Here is a 16,992-nt window from a genome sequence, read left to right on the forward strand (position 1 = left end):
TGATACTCTGACATAAGAGCGGAAATCCGCTAAAAGAATGGAGGCTTTTTATGTTAACTGTAAAAAACCTCACTGTCGCTTACGATGACACACCAGTATTTTCTGATGTTGCCGTTAATTTTAACGCTGGTAAGATCACTGGAATCATTGGACCGAATGGTGCAGGTAAATCAACCCTGATCAAAGCTATTTTAAATTTGATCAAGGCACGCCAAGGAAGTGTCGACTACAATGGTCAGTCGATGAAGTCAGTTCAAAAGAAGATTGCTTACGTTGAACAAAGAAAAGATTTAGATTTAACTTTTCCAATTGATGTTTTAGACGTCGTTTTAACTGGAACTTATGGAAAATTAGGCTTATTTAAGAGTCCTGGCAAAGTTGAAAAACAAGCTAGTTTAGATGCTTTGGAACAAGTTTCGTTATCAGATTTCAAGAAACGTCAAATTGGTAATCTGTCAGGTGGACAATTGCAACGAGTTTTCGTAGCTCGAGCAATCGTTCAACAGGCTGAAATTATTATTTTGGATGAACCGTTTGTTGGAATCGACTTACAAAGTGAAACTGCCATTATGCAAATTTTGAAGCAATGGCGCGACGAAAATAAAACGATTATTGTTATTCACCACGATTTGAACAAAGTTACCAAATATTTCGATGATTTAGTAGTTTTGAATCATGGAATTGTTGATTATGGACCAGCTCAGGAAGTTTACAATCCTAAGAACATTGAAAGTGCCTTTAGTGCAGATCTTTCTTCGGTATTGTTTCAGGAAAAGGAAGGTGTGCAGTGATGACATCAATGATTGAATTTATTCATGCGTTAGGAAAGTATGATTTCCTTCAAAGTGCGCTCTTAACTGCTGTGATGGTCGGAATTATGTCTGGTATCATTGGTAGTTTCATTATTTTACGTGGAATGTCCTTGATGGGAGATGCCATCTCGCATGCTGTTTTGCCAGGGGTGGCTGTGGCCTATATGCTGGGAATCAATATTTTGATAGGTGCCTCTGTCTTTGGAGTATTGGCAGCCTTGTTGATTGGTTTCGTAGCTTCCCGCAGTAAGATTAAGACGGATACTTCGATAGGTGTCGTCTTCAGTGCTTTTTATGCTTTAGGATTCATTTTGATATCTATGGCTGAAAGTTCAACTAACCTACATCATATTTTGTTTGGAAATATTTTGGCTGTTAGTGACTCAGATATTATGACAACAGCCGTTGTCTTAGGATTAGTTATTTTATTCGTCGTAACTTTCTACAAAGAATTATTAGTAACATCATTTGACGAAACTTACGCTAAAACTTATGGCCTCAATGTCCAAATTATTCACTATGCTTTGATGCTAGTATTAACTTTAGTTACTGTTTCAGCACTTCAAACTGTCGGAATCATTTTGGTAGTGGCGATGCTGATAACACCTGCCGCCACAGCTTTCCTATGGACTGACAAATTAAACGTTATGTTAGTATTATCGGCAGTCGTTGGAGTTGTTTCTTCAATCACTGGCTTGTACTTTAGTTACACATTCAACTGGGCATCTGGTCCCGCAATTGTTATTGTCGCTGCCATGTTGTTTGCCATTTCTTTTGTGGCATCACCAAAACAAAACTTCTTTAAGTTGAAAAGGAGTGTGGCTAAATGAAACGCTTTTTGATAACACTTGTTGGTGTGATAACGATGATCAGTGGAGTTTATTTCTTCTTACATCATCGGGATAACAGTAATGAATCAATTGCCAATAACGAAAAAATTCAAGTTGTGACAACTAATTCAATCCTAGAAGACATGGTTCATAATGTCGGACAAGACAGGATTGAACTTTATAGTATTGTTAAACGTGGAACTGATCCGCATGAATACGAACCACAACCAACTGATGTGTCAGCTTCTGCAGATGCTGATGTGATTTTCCACAATGGTTTGAATTTGGAAACTGGTGGAAATGGTTGGTTCACTAAGCTGGTTCAAACTTCTCATAAGAAATTTGGCCGAGAAGTTTTCTCCGCTAGTGAAGATGTTGAAGCGAAGCATTTAACCACAAATAAGGATGAAGAAGATCCTCATGCTTGGCTAGACTTGGAAAACGGAATTAAGTATGTTCGAACAATCGCCAATGTATTGAAACAAAAAGATCCTAAGAATGCGAGTTTTTATCAAGATAATGCTGATAATTACATTGCTAAGTTGGAAAAATTACATCAACAGGCACAATCGAAGTATTTACAAATACCCGAGAAACAACGTTTGTTGGTTACATCTGAGGGAGCCTTCAAGTATTTCTCCGAGGCTTACCATGTGACACCAGCTTATATTTGGGAAATTAATACCGAAGCACAAGGAACGCCTGAACAAATGAAGGCTGTCTTGAGCAAGATTAAAGATTCAGATGTTAAACATCTTTTCGTTGAATCGTCAGTTTCATCAAAATCAATGGATAAAGTGGCTAAAGAATCGGGCTTAGAAATTTATTCGAAAATTTTTACTGACTCATTAGCTAAAAAGGGTACCGATGGCGATACTTATTATTCAATGATGAAATGGAATATTGATCACATTTATAATGGCTTGAAATAAAAAATTTCCCCGCAGTCTTTTTCTTAGACTACGGGGAAATTTTTTCGATTTCTACTCACGAAAAAACCGAAAACATAGCAATTGAGGACTGATATTTTCCGATTTCTTCCGTGAACTGATTATAATACTACCTTATTTGAGATAGTGCAAGAATTTGGATTCTACAAAAATAACCATAAGAACTATCTTTAAAATTGATAGATTTCTTATGGTTATTTGGGTAGAAAGATTAATTATTATTACCAAAGATTTGAATGATACTCATGAACAAGTTAATGAAATCAAGTACCAAGCTAACTGAAGCAACAAGTGCGATGGCACCTAAGCTTTCTGAATCAGAAAAGTTTTGGTAAACACGTTTGATGTTTTGCGAATCGTAAGCAATATAGAACAAGAACAAAACGATAATAACGGCACTGATGATCATCATCATAGCTGAACTATGGAAGATAAGTCCGTTTAGTAGTTCAACAACGATAACCGCAATTAAAGCAGTGAACAAGGTTCTGTTCCATGATGTTAAGTCTTTTTTAGTAGTAAAACCAATTACAGCTGAAACAACGAAAGCACCCGCTGTGACTGATAATGTTTGAACAATACTTCTAGCTGAGTAGAGATAGAAGACCGGCACACCGATAACAGATAGTGTGACGATAAATCCGATGTAACTCAAGAATGTTAAGAAATATGACTTGGTTGCTAAACGACTACATAAACTAATGAAAGCAAATGGGATACCAATCATCAAAATCATTGAAATGATACGATGTTGTGCCATTCCTTGGAAAATCGCCATTGATAGAGCTTGGTTATTAGCGATTACTTGTGCGCTGATGGTCCAAAGAGCAATACCCAATCCCGTGTAAAGATAAACGAGGGATGTGAATTTTGCCAAACCAGCAGATCTTACTTTATCTACAGATTGCATGTAATTCCTCCTCAACTATTAACTATAATAATTGTACAATAGAATAACATTTTTATCAGATATAAGAAAGGAAGTACTATGGGACAAAGACATGATTTACGTTGTAGTAAGTGCGGTTATGAAATTGATGCATTGTAAGGTATCGGTATGTTGTATTCAGTTGAAAATATTTTTGAAGGTGATGAGCCGTTGTTACCGGAGCTAGTTGGTGATGAAAAAATTACACAACAAGCTTTAGAATTAGTAAAAAATGGGGCAACGATTGAAGAAAATTATGGCCATAGTTTGTATGCTTGTCCGGAAGATTTTTACTTGTTTGATAAATTTTATTTTCAAGTTGGCGATTTTGAACCAGAGTATCATTGTCCATATTGTCAAAGTGTCTTGGAACGAGTGAATTTTGCGAAAGGTTCGGCGGGTAAGACAAGACTGAAATTTTTGAAACAGGATAAATTTTGGCAATGTCCACGCTGTGGTAATGACGAGATGATTGAATATTCATTTGGAAATTGGGATTAAAAAATTTGGGACAAAACTAATATCGTCTTTAGATATGCAGCATAAACGTGGGATAAAACATAGCTTTTTCCGCTTAAAACAAGTGGCTCCAGCAATCCAAAATCGGATTACTGGAGCCACTTGCCTTAATGCTCGAAAGCTGACCATGTTTTGTTCCACTCTTTTTTTGCCACTTAGTTTTCTAAACCGACCACTTAGGCAAAATCGCTATACACTTGTAATCTGATGTGGTGTAATACATTTAACGAAAGGGGGTGAGTCGATGTGAAGATTAAATTGAATCTTTCATCTGAATATCGGGAAAAAGAAATTGTGATTAATGCGGCACAAAAAGATGATGAAGTGCAACAAATTTTAGATTCTTTAAAAGACGTTGAAGAAAAATTTAATCACCTGAATGGCTACTTGGGTGAAACGGTTTATTCATTGGCGCTAAAGGACATTTTATTTTTTGAAACGAATGATCGTAATGTCTATGCTCACACGACCACCAATGCCTTTCTCATACATTATCGGTTGTACGAATTGGAAGAAAATTTACCCGATAATTTTTTACGAGTTTCTAAATCGTCAATTTTGAATATTGATGAAATTTTGTCATTATCACGTTCAGTTACAGGTAATTTAGTCCAATTTCGTGATTCATATAAGCAAATTTATGTGTCGCGCCGATTTTTGAAAGAATTGAAAGAAAGATTGAAGCAAAGGAGTTTTAAACATGAGAAATAGAAATGGAATTTTCTGGGGCATTTTTCTACTATTAAGTGCTGCCATACTAGTTATTAGTCAATTACATTTGATTACTTATTCATTTAGTTTCTGGACGATGGTCGCAACTATTTTTCTAGTAGCTGTTTTGATTAAGAGTGCCGTCTATTTTTCGATACCAGGAACGGTATTCTCTCTAGCATTTTTGGCAATTTTATATGCTGAACCATTGGGAATTACGGCGATTGTTCCGTGGACACTTTTGGGTGCAGCATTGTTGGTATCAATTGGCTTGTCGATGATTTTTCGACCATTGATTGCTAAACATCGTCCTTGGATAAATTATCGGAAAGGTTATACAAAAGGACACCATGGCCCTTTTGTTAAAATGGATTACACGGCCGATCCAGATGTGAAGACTGTTGATGATCCAGATGTAAATGTATATGTAAAAATGGGTACCAGTATTCGTTATGTTAAATCGGATGATTTTAATTCAGCTAATATCGACGTTTCCATGGGGGATGCCAAAGTTTATTTTGATAATGTGAAAGTCCATGATACTGCTACGATTAATGTCAATGTGTCACTTGGTGGAGTTGAATTATTTGTCCCTCGGAATTGGAATGTTGTGAAGGAGTTGGATAATAATATGGGAGCTATTTCTGAAGTTGGTAATCCCATATCAGATGCGGATAGCCCCAATGTTACTGTTGTTGGACTGGTTTCGTTAGGCAATTTGAAGATTAATTACGTTTAGATATTTTGAGTCCATAAAACATCGTTGATGAATTATCATTGACGGTGTTTTGCTTTTTCCGAATTATTAATATTGGTTTGAATAATGAAATGGGGTGTATAAAACCGAATCCTATTTTGATATTTGCTTAAAATGATGAAATAGGATGTATAAAATGTGAATCTATTTTAGTATTTTGACAAAATAATAAAATAGACTGTATAAAATTGGACTCTATTTCATTATTTGCTTAAAATAATGAAATAGGAGATCCAAATGATTATCGTATTTTATTAAAGTGAAGAAGTATTGAAGTATAAAGTGAGTTTGGACTAATTAAATAAATTTTGGAGGTAAGTAAGCTATGGAAATGAAACCTTTGTCCACTTTAAAGTATATGAGTAGTACCGATGACTCTATTGATGTGATAGAAGAGTATAAGAAGAGACTAAGTGGTTATTCATCGTTCCAGACGAATCTTTTTCCCATACTTACTGATAAAAGTAAAAAGCAATATGATGATTATCCTATATTCTTTGTTGAAACTAGGAGTATGGTACGTTTAAATGCTGAAATCAGAAAGAATTCCAGTCTAATTGAAAATATAGGTTCGTCCTTACCAGGTATTGCTAAGGAAAGTTACACTAACTCACTACTTACTAATGAAATTCAATTTAGTAATGAAATAGAAGGAGTTAAGACTGAAAGAAGAGAAATTGGTACTGTGGTTGATGAATTACAGAATAATAATAAGACTGATAAAAAAAGATTAGTATCTACGGTAAAGAAGTATATTGATATTCTTGGTGAACCAGAAATTAAAATTGAAAATTTCCAAAAGATTAGAGATATTTATGATAAATTGACTGATGGCGAAATTGAAGAGGGAAAATTACCAGATGGAGAATACTTTAGGGATAAGCCCGTCAGAATTGGAACAGATATTGAAACAGTTCATAGGCCTCCTGTAAATGAGAAAACCATTAAAGATAAATTGATGTCACTGATTGATTTTATGAATAATGAAGATATTCCCCCAGTTGAGAAGTCATTAGTAACACATTTTATGTTTGAAAACACCCATCCTTTTATGGATGGAAATGGTCGCATGGGAAGGTATTTATTATCTCAATATTTGAGTAAAAAATTAGATCCATATACTGCACTCTCGATATCCAGTTCAATTCATAGTAATCAGGCCAAGTATTATAAAATTTTTAAAGATGCAGAATTATATGAGAATAAAGCCGAACTTACATTTTTCATTCAAAAAATGATGGAAATAATTTTAGAAGGTCAAAATTCGGTTTTGGAGAAGTTAAATGAACTATTAGATTTACTCAACAAATATTTTGTCGAATTAAAGGAAATATTAAATGTTAATGATACTAATAATGATTTGGAATTCAATTTATTATTTGTTTTCATAGAATCTAAATTATTCAATGTTGATAGTTCCTTAGGAGTGAAGGATACCCCGTTAATTAATATGTTGTATAAGCGAGATACCAGATTATATAAAAAAGTTAAAATCAGAGAGATTATAAAGAAATATGAAGATTCTGGAGTTTTAGTTAAGGTTGGGCAAAAACCTTTGCAGCATGAAATAGATTTGGAAAAGCTTTTTGGTGATATATATTAAATTTTTTAGAAAATATTTATGAATAGTAATTAATAGGCAAGTTATTTCTCTGAGGGATAACTTGCCTATTTAATTTGTTATGCAGTTAAATTACGTTAATTTGTTGTCTTTTTATCTGATAGAATAAGTAAAGAATGTAAAGATTAATTTACAATAACTAAATGACAAATATCTATAAATTTGTGTTTAGTTTAATTCACAGTTATTCGGGGGAATATCATGAGTTTGGAAACTAATGAATTGGCTTTTGAAAATAATTTGATTGATTATTTGGTCAACCTAGGTGGAACAAAACAATGGGATTATTTGCCGGAGATAAAGACTACTGAAGATCTATGGGAAAATTTCAAAAATATCGTTGAACAGCATAACCAAGATCGGTTGGATGGTAAATTGTCTGATGCGGAATTTAAACAAATAAAAGTTATCATTGGACAGCTGGAGACTCCATACCAAGCTGGTCAATTCTTATATGGCATGAACGGTATTTCACAAGTAGAAGTTGATTTAGATAATGGTAAACATGTGTATTTGAAAATTTTTGATCAAGATAATATTGGAGCCGGAGACACAATCTATCAAATTGTAAATCAGATTGAAAGGCCAGCTGTTATTCCGGGGAGAAAAGCTCGAAGATTTGATACGACGTTATTGATTAATGGATTGCCAATTATTCAAATAGAAGAAAAGGCTGATGGACATGATGCTAAAGAGGCTTTGAATCAGATGCATCAGTATATCGAAGAGAATCAGTATTCAGATATCTTTTCAACACTACAAATATTAGTAGCAATCACACCACACGATAGTCGCTACATGGCAAATTCAACTGCAGATAAATTTAATACCGATTTTGCCTTTCGTTGGCAAAAGGCTGATGATAACAAACCGGTATTTGACTGGCGAGAGTTTGCTAATAACATGTTATCCATTCCAATGTCACATCAAATGGCAACAAATTATATGATCTTGGACGGAACCCCAAAACATCAAATGATTAAGGTAATGCGTCCTTATCAAGTTTATGCGACTCAAAGAGTCATCAGAAAAATTAGACAGCATACCTTTGGAATTGATGATCAGGGCGTAGGATATGTTTGGCATACAACTGGTTCTGGTAAAACAATTAGTTCTTTTAAGGCTGCATGGTTAGCTTCAAGATTACCTAATGTGGATAAAGTAGTCTTCTTGGTGGATCGTGTTGCATTGACGAATCAGACGGTTGACGAATATAAAGCGTATGATCCTGAAAATACTGAGGAAAGTAATGGTGGAGTTGTAACTGATACAAGTAACCGTTGGGTTTTGGAAAGAAAACTTAATAAAAAAGGTAATGGAATTATTGTTACATCTACCCAAAAGATGGATTCGATAGTTAGAACTAATAATTTTAAACCAGTTAATAAAAACATTGTGTTTATCGTCGATGAGGCTCATCGTTCAACCTCGGGAGAAATGTTACAACGAATCAAGGATGGCTTTAGAAAATCAGCTTGGATTGGCTATACTGGTACACCTGTTTTCGACACCTATCCAACCACTAAACAGGTTTTTGGGGATTTGATTCATGCTTATACAATTAGGGATGCAATTGCAGATAAAAATGTTTTAGGATTTAAAGTAGATTTTGAAACAACTTTATCTGATTCGGTTTTAAAGGATCAATATCTTCCTGCTTATTTCAAGTCTCGCTATCCGTCAATGTCTGAACAAGATATTGATATGCGTATTGATAATATGGCCGATGAAGATATGGACGATACTGTGGAACCGTCTGTTTACGACAATAATCCTAAACATATTGAATTGGTAGTTAAAGATATTATTAAGAACTGGAATAAGCGTTCCCGTAATGGTGAGTATAATGCCTTGTTTACGACTCATGTAGGTGGTGGAAAAGCATCAACACCTATGGCAATGGCATATTACGATGAATTTAAAAAACAAAATGCTGATTTGGAAAATCCGTTGCGAGTGGGTATTACATTTAGTCAAGATACATCAAATAGTGATAAACAGCGGGAAAATAATGGATCCTTACGTAAAATTATGAATGACTACAATGAAGAGTTTGGTACTAGCTTTGATGATACTCAGGTTAAGGAATATACAGCTCAAGTCGTCTCAAGATTGAATCGAACAATTGATGATGGTAAGTATTTTGATATTGTCATTGTTGTTGATCAATTATTGACGGGCTTTAATGCTCCGCAGCTGAATACGTTGTACGTTGATAGAACATTACAAGGAGCAGCCCTAATTCAAGCATATTCCAGAACCAATCGTGTTTACGATATGCAGACTAAACCGTTCGGACGGATTGTTAATTATCGTTGGCCACATCATACTGAAATATTAATGAAGAAAGCTTTAGCCATGTATGCCAATCGAGATTCTGCCCAAGGGGCAGGAGATCCTGAACCTCCGGCAGATGTATTTGTTCCTCCTGTTGAAGAAACAAAGAAAGAATTAAAGAAAACAGTTAAGCAATTGGCAGACTATTCAAGTAACTTTACTAGAGTTCCTGATGATGATAATAAGGTTAAAGAAATGTACTCTAGTTTACGAAAGTATAATCATCTTATGTCGATGATTAAACAAGATGTTAGTTATGATGAAGAACATCCCGACAAGTTATTAGGTGAGTTGGGGATGTCAATTGATAAAGAAGAGGTTTTGACAACAACTATTAAAAATGAAGTTAAACAAAGAATAGCCCTCATAGATCATGTCGATGTTTCGCAAGTTGATTTACAGATGGAGCATGTGAAAGCGATTAAAGTGAATTACGATTACCTTGAAGAACTAATTGCTGACTTGATGAATCAGTATCATGATGCTGACTTAGACTCGGCTAATAAAACAGCTACCGAAATTAAAAATATTTCTGATAAGGTTGATAACCGTAAATATGCAGGTCAAATCAATCAATTCACTAAAGATGTTTTAAACGGAAACGTATCATTTAATAATTATCCGGTTAATCAAAAAGATATTAAAAATTTAGTATCCACTCATAACGATATGCGATTGAGAAATGAGATTTTTGATTATAAAAAAGATTGGGGGTTAGCAGATATTGATTCTTCCCAGACTGTAAATAAGATTGTCCTAAGCCACATTAAAAATGCCGATGATTTAAATATTAACGGTGTCCTAGATGAAATTGTTAAAGAAGGAACAACCGTTTATACAACAGATGCCGAGTCATCAAGAGTTAAGAAATTATCAAAAATTAAATATAGAACTCATTTGAGAAGAAGTTTTAAAGAATTTGCTGATCAAATGGTAGAGAAGTACTAGGAGAAATTATGAGTAAAGCGCAAGAGATTACTAGTCAAATTTGGGAGATGGCCAACCGTCTTCGTAGCAATATGGATGCCAGTGAATATAGAAACTATATTCTGGGATTTATGTTTTATCGTTACTTGTCAGAACATCAAGAAGAGCGAATGGTTCAAAACGATTTGCTAGATATTGCTGATGGTCAAAGTGTGAACGATGCATATGCTGAACAAGCTGGTGGGGATGATTTAAGTGATTATTTGGAAGAATTGGCTGATTCATTAGGATATGCCATTGCACCACAATATACATGGCAGACTATTGTTGATAAAGTTAATAACAATTCTATTGCACCATCTGATTTTCAAGATATGTTGGATGATTTTAATCATAACGTTGATTTGAATACGAATGCTAAGCAAGATTTCCACGGTGTGTTTGCAGATATGAACTTGGGGAATTCCCGTTTAGGTCAAACAACTGCTGCACGTGCTAAAGCTTTAACCGAAATCGTCAACTTGGTTGATGAAGTTGAGTATAAAGATGATGATGGCCACGATATTTTGGGTGATATTTATGAATATTTAATTGCTCAATTTGCAGGTAATTCTGGTAAAAAAGCTGGGGAGTTTTATACACCTCACCAAGTATCAGAAGTTTTAGCAAAATTAGTGACTCAAGGATTAGATCCTAAAGAAGATAAACCAAGTGTTTATGATTTTGCATGTGGATCTGGTTCACTGTTATTAACTGTTCAAGAACAAATCAAGAATCGTCGGTTATTTTATTATGGTCAAGAGTTGAATACGACAACATATAACTTGGCACGAATGAATTTGATGATGCATGATGTTTCTTACATGAACATGGATTTGCGTAATGCTGATACTTTGGAGAGCGACTGGCCAGACGGTATTGATGCTCAAGGTGTTGATCACCCAAGAAGTTTTGATATGGTCGTGGCAAATCCTCCATATTCAGCTCATTGGGATAACAATGATAATAAAATGAAAGATCCACGTTTTAAAGATTACGGTGGATTAGCACCTAAAACGAAGGCTGACTATGCTTTCTTATTACATGGTTTGTATCATTTGAGTTCAAAAGGGACAATGGCAATCGTTTTACCTCACGGAGTTTTGTTCCGAGGTGCTAAAGAAGAAAAAATCCGTCGAGCGCTTTTAGACAAAAATCAAATTGATGCGATTATTGGTTTGCCAGCTGGCTTGTTCTATTCAACTGGAATCCCAACGGTTGTTATGGTATTAAAGAAAAATAAAACTAACAAAGATGTTTTATTCATTGATGCAAGTAATAACTTTGAAAAAGGGAAGAATCAAAACATTCTTCGAGCAGAAGATATTGATAAAATTATGGATACTTACAATGAACGTAAAGATGTTGATAAGTATGCTCATGTTGCCGATTTCAAAGAAATTGAAGAAAATGATTATAATTTAAATATTCCAAGATATGTTGATACCTTCGAACCTGAACCAGAAATTGACCTTGGAGAAATAACAAAAGAAATAAAAGAAAATAATAAAAAAATTGAAGAAAATAAAAAGGAGTTGCTTTCAATGATGAAAGAACTCACTTCTTCGGATGAGAAAACGATGAATGATCTCAATGATTTTATTTCAATGTTGAATGATGAGGTGAATCATAATGGATAAACGTGTACCTGAAGTGCGGTTTAAAGGGTTTACTGATGATTGGGAACAGCATTCATTAAATGATATGGCAAAAAGCTTCATGTACGGTCTAAATGCAAGTTCTATTCCTTATGACGGTGTAAATAAATACTTGAGAATTACAGATATTGATGATAACAGTCATAAATTAATTATTGATAACTTAATGTCACCAAACGTTAAGTTAGAGGACAGTCAGGATTATTTGTTGAAACAGGGGGACATCCTTTTTGCAAGAACTGGTGCAAGTGTCGGGAAAACTTACTTGTATAAAAAATCAGACGGTATAGTATTTTTTGCAGGTTTCTTGATCCGAATGAGAACGAAAGAAGTGTATAACGAACAGTTTGTTTTTCAGAATACTCTTACTGAAAAATATAATAACTTTGTTCAAATAACATCTCAAAGATCGGGACAACCAGGTATAAATGCAAAAGAATATTCCCAATTCCACCTCTATGCACCAACTGAAATGAATGAACAAAATAAAGTAGGTAGTATTACTGAAAAATTAGATTTACTGATAGGACTATATCAAAAAAAACTGAATCTGTACGAAAGTTTAAAAAAGTATTTATTACAAAATCTTTTCCCCTCAGATGGGGAAAAGATTCCTAATGTGAGATTTGCTGATTTTAGTGGAGATTGGGAACAGCATAAGTTTTCAGAACTGTATGAAAAGACGACAGAAAAAAATGACTTGTCCTTTAGTAGTAGTAAAATAATATCAGTCGCAAACATGTACTATAAATCCGAGCAAAGCATTAATTCTACCGATAAATACATGAAAACTTATAATGTATTTCGTGAGGGTGACATTGCTTATGAAGGACATAAAAATAAAAACTTTTCTTATGGGCGTTTTGTTGAAAATGACATAGGAAATGGAATTGTATCTCACGTATTTGACGTTTTCCGTCCTAAAGAAAATTATGATTTGTACTTTTGGAAATACCTAATAAATAATGAAAATATAATGGGAAATATTTTAAGACGCGTGACAACTAAAGCAACAATGATGAATAATTTGGTTTCTAGAGACTTCTTAAAACAAAAAATAAGAACTTCTAATTATACGGAACAGAAAAAAGTTGGTACTTTTTTAAAAAAACTAGATGACCTTATAAATATTCAAAGGGATAGATTAGCATTTTTGGAAGAAATAAAAAGATACTATCTCCAAAAATTATTTATTTAGCATTTAACCATGCATAAATAAAAAAACTTCCGGATAATGATTTTGACAACAAATGTCAAAAAATTATTCGGAGGTTTTTTCATGTCCAAAATCAAATCAACACAATTATTTCATGAATATTATGAAGAATGGATTAATTTATATAAGGTTAACGCAATTAGAACTATTACTTTGAACAAGTATTATATGAGTTTGAAATGGATCATAAAATTGGCTCCAAATCTAAGGCTATGTGATTTAACAAGACGAAGTTACCAAGAACTGATTAATGACTATGCCTTAGAACATGAGAAACAAACCACGAAAGACTTTCATCATCAGATAAAGAGCGCTATTCTAGATGCCATTGATGAAGGATTAATTGAACAAAATCCTACACGAAAAATAATCATCAAAGGTAAAAAACCTGCTGAGAAAAAGCCAAAATTTTTGAACGAATATGAATTACAGCAGCTTATTAAGCATCTCAATCTAGATTCAGAAATCAATTGGGATTGGTACATCTTACTAGTGGCAAAAACTGGATTAAGGTTTGCAGAAGCTCTTGCTCTGACACCTAAAGATTTTGATTTTACTAAACAATTATTAAATATTAATAAAACTTGGAACTACCGTTCCACAACTGGCGGATTTCAACCAACAAAAAATTCATCATCAATTAGAAAAGTCCAAATTGATTGGCAGTTGGCAATGCAATTTTCGAAAATGATAAGTAACACACCAGTAGATAAACCAATTTTTGTAAATCAACGTATTTTTAATTCAACTGTTAATAAACGACTTGAAGTTCTTTGTAAGAATGCTAATATTCCAATAATTACGGTTCATGGACTCAGACATACTCATGCATCCTTGCTCTTGTTTGCTGGTGTGTCGATTGCTAGTGTTGCTCAGAGATTGGGACATGCTAATATAACTACTACTCAAAGTACGTATTTACATATTATTCAGGAATTACAGACGCAGGATAACGAAAAAATAATGTTTCAAATGTCTAAATTGATGTAATAAATTTAGAACTTAGTTTTTATGAAAAAATTAAACTAACAATTTTTGCGTATAATATTTTTTCATATTTTTGTACAACGATAGTTGCTTTTTTGCAGTATATAAACAAAAATCTATTTTACTAAATATTTTTCCGATTTTAATTTGTTCTTCCTTTTTGGATATATTTATTGGTATTTTTTTTATTTCATTCTTATTTATCTTTCTAGGAAAGGCGACCTGTAACGTTCGCTTCCAAATTTCTCTTTGAACGGCTGGACTAGATATACAATAATTTAAAAATAAAGAATCAGTATCTTTTTTTTGCAATAAAGCCAAACTTACATAATAAGCAATATTTCCATTATAGTTAACGACATTTGTAGTACCAACATCTCCGATACGTGTCATTAAAATATCACTAGCCTTTGGACTTATTTTAAAGTCTTTTTTAAAATCCATTTCGGATATAAATTTTTTAGAATGCAATGTTCTTATATCTTCTACAGATAAAAACATTACACCCTCTTTGGTGTAAGAAGGTGTTTGATGTGTTCCATCAAAAATATTAGTTATCTTACCTAACTTATGCTGTTCCCAATCTCCACTAAAATCAGCAAATCTCACATTAGGAATCTTTTCCCCATCTGAGGGGAAAAGATTCTGTAATAAATACTTTTTTAAACTTTCGTACATCGTTAATTTTTTTCTGCTTAAAATAATTATTTTATCCGCTGTTTTCAATAGATCACTAATATCATCCTGTTCCTTTAAAGATGGTAACATAAGGTCCATTTTTGCCATTTGTTTACCAGAAACTTCTATAAAGGTTGATCCAGCACCGTTAATCTCGCCATATTTTTTTAACTTTGAGGTGAGAGAAAAAATATAGTAACTTTTGAGTAATTTTAAGTTTGGTACTATTGATTGAAATCCCTGATTAGTTGTACTAGTTTTTTTTAAAATTGCAGTTTTTCCTATACCGGCACGAGAAGTAAATAATACTGTTCCAACGGGAAGTAATTGAGCAGAACTATTATCTAAACCACTACTTGTAATTTTCTTTTCACTTTGTTTTAAGTAAGTTCTGTCGCCTATTTCTGATGGTGTATACCAATCAATCTCTCCATCCCAGTAATTAGAAACTTTTGTACTTGGAGTACCTCCCCCTACAATTTTAGCCACTTCTCCTAACTTACGCAGTTCCCAATCGATGTAAGTGATAAAACCCTGTAGGTTCAGGATAAATATAATCAATAAAAAATGATATTTTATTGATAGGAACCTATTATTATTTAACGAAGAATATTGTGTTTCTGAGTACATATATTATTTCGCTATCGAAGGTATTTCTGTTAGATTGTATTGATTTCCTTATAAAATGATATTAAAAAATGGCCTTATATTCTGAACGAACAGAGTATAGGGCCATTTTTTATATGTAGAGGGAAGAATCAACAATTTTTATAGCAAGTGAATGCCATTTTCATCACATTTCTTACGTAAATCTTCAGGCCAAACAGCAGCTTGCACTTCACCAACGTGAGCTTTACCGAGCAATAACATACATAGACGTGATTGTCCGATACCACCACCGATTGTATATGGTAGTTCGCCAGCTAGTAACATTTTATGGAATGGCAATGAAGCACGATCTTCGGCATGAGCCATCTTCAATTGTTCTCTCATTGATTCTTCACTAACACGGATACCCATACTTGAGATTTCCAAAGCCTTTTGTAGAGGTTCGTACCAGAATAAGATATCACCGTTTAGTTTCCAGTCATCGTAATCAGGGGCACGGCCATCATGACGTTTGCCACTCTTCATTGGTCCACCGATTTGCATTAAGAAGACACAGCCTAATTCTTTACAAATAGCATCTTCACGTTCCTTAGGTGTCTTGTCAGGCCAACGGTCTTCGAGTTCTTGTGTTGTTACAAAGTGAATTTCGTCTGGTAAGTGGTGGACAGCCTTAGGGAATTTGTACCAAACTTCGTGTTCCATATGTTTGATAACTTTGAAAATTTGACGAACTGTACTTTCCAAAGTTGCAGTTGTACGTTCATCTTTAGCAATGATTTTTTCCCAATCCCATTGGTCGACGTAAATTGAGTGAATGTTATCAAGATCTTCATCTTTTCTGATAGCGTTCATGTTAGTATAAATACCTTCATGCATGCCAAAATGATAACGTTTCAAAGCTAGACGTTTCCATTTAGCCAATGAGTGAACGATTTCGATTGTTTCACCAGGAATACCTTTCATAGTAAAGGAAACAGGGGATTCGACACCATTAAGGTTATCGTTCAATCCAGTACCTTTTTCGACCATCATTGGTGCTGATAGACGTGATAAATTTAATTCTTTACCAAATTCATCTTGAAATGTTTCACGAATGTATTGGATAGCTTTTTGTGTTTCTTTCACTGATAGTTTTGGATCATAGTCCTTAGGTATAATCAAATCCATAATAATTTCCTCCATGATTTCGATCAATCGATCGTTTTTAATTGAATAAATGCAAAATAAAAAAAGTCTTTCATTCCAGTTATTAACTTAATAATAACTGGGACGAAAGACTTTTCGCGGTACCACCCAAGTTGTCTATATAAAAATAGACCACCTCAATAAGAGCACTAACATGCTCCACCGCTGGTAACGTACCGGTTAACGTCTGAACTTACTTTGATTGCTCATTTTAGCCAGAAACATAAG

Annotated in this window: 14 protein-coding genes and 1 other annotated feature (1 of these 15 cut by a window edge); of the genes, 11 read left to right on the forward strand and 3 right to left on the reverse strand. The window is 33.8% G+C overall.

What is annotated here, in order from left to right; all coding sequences use genetic code 11:
- Positions 1–50 precede the first annotated feature (50 nt).
- From D1B17_RS01080 to D1B17_RS01090, 3 genes are read left to right on the forward strand one after another with little or no spacing between them, the layout of a single operon-like run.
- Positions 51–791, forward strand: coding sequence for a metal ABC transporter ATP-binding protein (locus tag D1B17_RS01080; RefSeq protein ID WP_120143666.1), 741 nt, complete (start codon positions 51–53; stop codon positions 789–791).
- On the forward strand, positions 791–1,642 hold the full coding sequence (locus D1B17_RS01085; protein ID WP_120143664.1) for a metal ABC transporter permease: 852 nt from the start codon (positions 791–793) through the stop codon (positions 1,640–1,642). Before D1B17_RS01080 ends, D1B17_RS01085 begins: the two co-directional genes overlap by 1 nt.
- Complete coding sequence (locus D1B17_RS01090; protein WP_120143662.1) at positions 1,639–2,574, forward strand: metal ABC transporter solute-binding protein, Zn/Mn family; 936 nt, start codon at positions 1,639–1,641, stop codon at positions 2,572–2,574. Before D1B17_RS01085 ends, D1B17_RS01090 begins: the two co-directional genes overlap by 4 nt.
- Positions 2,575–2,803: 229 nt before the next feature.
- Here the strand turns inward: D1B17_RS01090 and D1B17_RS01095 are convergent, their stop codons facing one another.
- Complete coding sequence (locus D1B17_RS01095) at positions 2,804–3,502, reverse strand: Bax inhibitor-1/YccA family protein (RefSeq protein WP_120143660.1); 699 nt, start codon at positions 3,500–3,502, stop codon at positions 2,804–2,806.
- A 147-nt stretch (positions 3,503–3,649) separates the two neighbouring features.
- Between D1B17_RS01095 and D1B17_RS01100 the strand changes: the two genes are divergently transcribed.
- The 8 genes from D1B17_RS01100 (at position 3,650) to D1B17_RS01135 (ending at position 14,295) form a co-directional block, all read left to right on the forward strand.
- Entirely contained in the window at positions 3,650–4,021 is a 372-nt protein-coding gene (locus tag D1B17_RS01100; RefSeq protein WP_120143657.1) for a hypothetical protein, read from the forward strand.
- 264 nt (positions 4,022–4,285) lie between these two features.
- Positions 4,286–4,750, forward strand: a complete 465-nt coding sequence (locus D1B17_RS01105; protein WP_120143655.1) for a LytTR family DNA-binding domain-containing protein — start codon at positions 4,286–4,288, stop codon at positions 4,748–4,750.
- A complete protein-coding gene (locus D1B17_RS01110) occupies positions 4,740–5,489 on the forward strand; it encodes a LiaF transmembrane domain-containing protein (RefSeq protein WP_120143653.1) in 750 nt (249 codons plus the stop codon). The genes D1B17_RS01105 and D1B17_RS01110 overlap by 11 nt, the downstream gene beginning before the upstream one ends.
- A 343-nt stretch (positions 5,490–5,832) precedes the next feature.
- Complete coding sequence (locus tag D1B17_RS01115; protein ID WP_120143651.1) at positions 5,833–7,110, forward strand: Fic family protein; 1,278 nt, start codon at positions 5,833–5,835, stop codon at positions 7,108–7,110.
- Between the two features lie 219 nt (positions 7,111–7,329).
- Positions 7,330–10,413: a type I restriction endonuclease subunit R gene (locus tag D1B17_RS01120; RefSeq protein ID WP_120143648.1), complete on the forward strand. Its 3,084-nt coding sequence runs from the start codon at positions 7,330–7,332 to the stop codon at positions 10,411–10,413.
- Positions 10,414–10,421: 8 nt separating this feature from the next.
- A complete protein-coding gene (locus D1B17_RS01125; protein WP_120143646.1) occupies positions 10,422–12,071 on the forward strand; it encodes a type I restriction-modification system subunit M in 1,650 nt (549 codons plus the stop codon).
- Positions 12,064–13,287 carry a restriction endonuclease subunit S gene (locus D1B17_RS01130; RefSeq protein ID WP_120143643.1) on the forward strand — a complete coding sequence of 408 codons (1,224 nt, stop codon included), beginning with the start codon at positions 12,064–12,066 and terminating at the stop codon, positions 13,285–13,287. Before D1B17_RS01125 ends, D1B17_RS01130 begins: the two co-directional genes overlap by 8 nt.
- Positions 13,288–13,368: 81 nt before the next feature.
- Positions 13,369–14,295 (forward strand): site-specific integrase, encoded by a 927-nt coding sequence (locus tag D1B17_RS01135; RefSeq protein ID WP_120143641.1) that lies wholly within the window; start codon positions 13,369–13,371, stop codon positions 14,293–14,295.
- Between the two features lie 30 nt (positions 14,296–14,325).
- Here the strand turns inward: D1B17_RS01135 and D1B17_RS01140 are convergent, their stop codons facing one another.
- Both D1B17_RS01140 and asnA read right to left on the reverse strand, forming a co-directional pair.
- On the reverse strand, positions 14,326–15,459 hold the full coding sequence (locus D1B17_RS01140; RefSeq protein WP_166806588.1) for a restriction endonuclease subunit S: 1,134 nt from the start codon (positions 15,457–15,459) through the stop codon (positions 14,326–14,328).
- Positions 15,460–15,738: 279 nt separating this feature from the next.
- The gene (gene asnA, locus D1B17_RS01145) at positions 15,739–16,746 is read right to left on the reverse strand and encodes an aspartate--ammonia ligase (protein WP_120143637.1); all 1,008 of its coding nucleotides are present in this window, start codon (positions 16,744–16,746) and stop codon (positions 15,739–15,741) included.
- Between the two features lie 95 nt (positions 16,747–16,841).
- Positions 16,842–16,992: a binding site (T-box leader), on the reverse strand; it runs 99 nt beyond the window's last position.

It is taken from the genome of Companilactobacillus zhachilii (genome assembly GCF_003606365.2).
GTDB lineage: Bacteria > Bacillota > Bacilli > Lactobacillales > Lactobacillaceae > Companilactobacillus > Companilactobacillus zhachilii.

Bases quoted from the DNA above. Each gene is read 5' to 3' on its own strand.
- D1B17_RS01080 (WP_120143666.1), top strand. From the start codon at position 51: ATGTTAACTGTAAAAAACCTCACTGTCGCTTACGATGACACACCAGTA.
- D1B17_RS01085 (WP_120143664.1), top strand. From the start codon at position 791: ATGACATCAATGATTGAATTTATTCATGCGTTAGGAAAGTATGATTTC.
- D1B17_RS01090 (WP_120143662.1), top strand. From the start codon at position 1,639: ATGAAACGCTTTTTGATAACACTTGTTGGTGTGATAACGATGATCAGT.
- D1B17_RS01095 (WP_120143660.1), bottom strand. From the start codon at position 3,502: ATGCAATCTGTAGATAAAGTAAGATCTGCTGGTTTGGCAAAATTCACA.
- D1B17_RS01100 (WP_120143657.1), top strand. From the start codon at position 3,650: ATGTTGTATTCAGTTGAAAATATTTTTGAAGGTGATGAGCCGTTGTTA.
- D1B17_RS01110 (WP_120143653.1), top strand. From the start codon at position 4,740: ATGAGAAATAGAAATGGAATTTTCTGGGGCATTTTTCTACTATTAAGT.
- D1B17_RS01115 (WP_120143651.1), top strand. From the start codon at position 5,833: ATGGAAATGAAACCTTTGTCCACTTTAAAGTATATGAGTAGTACCGAT.
- D1B17_RS01120 (WP_120143648.1), top strand. From the start codon at position 7,330: ATGAGTTTGGAAACTAATGAATTGGCTTTTGAAAATAATTTGATTGAT.
- D1B17_RS01125 (WP_120143646.1), top strand. From the start codon at position 10,422: ATGAGTAAAGCGCAAGAGATTACTAGTCAAATTTGGGAGATGGCCAAC.
- D1B17_RS01130 (WP_120143643.1), top strand. From the start codon at position 12,064: ATGGATAAACGTGTACCTGAAGTGCGGTTTAAAGGGTTTACTGATGAT.
- D1B17_RS01135 (WP_120143641.1), top strand. From the start codon at position 13,369: ATGTCCAAAATCAAATCAACACAATTATTTCATGAATATTATGAAGAA.
- asnA (WP_120143637.1), bottom strand. From the start codon at position 16,746: ATGGATTTGATTATACCTAAGGACTATGATCCAAAACTATCAGTGAAA.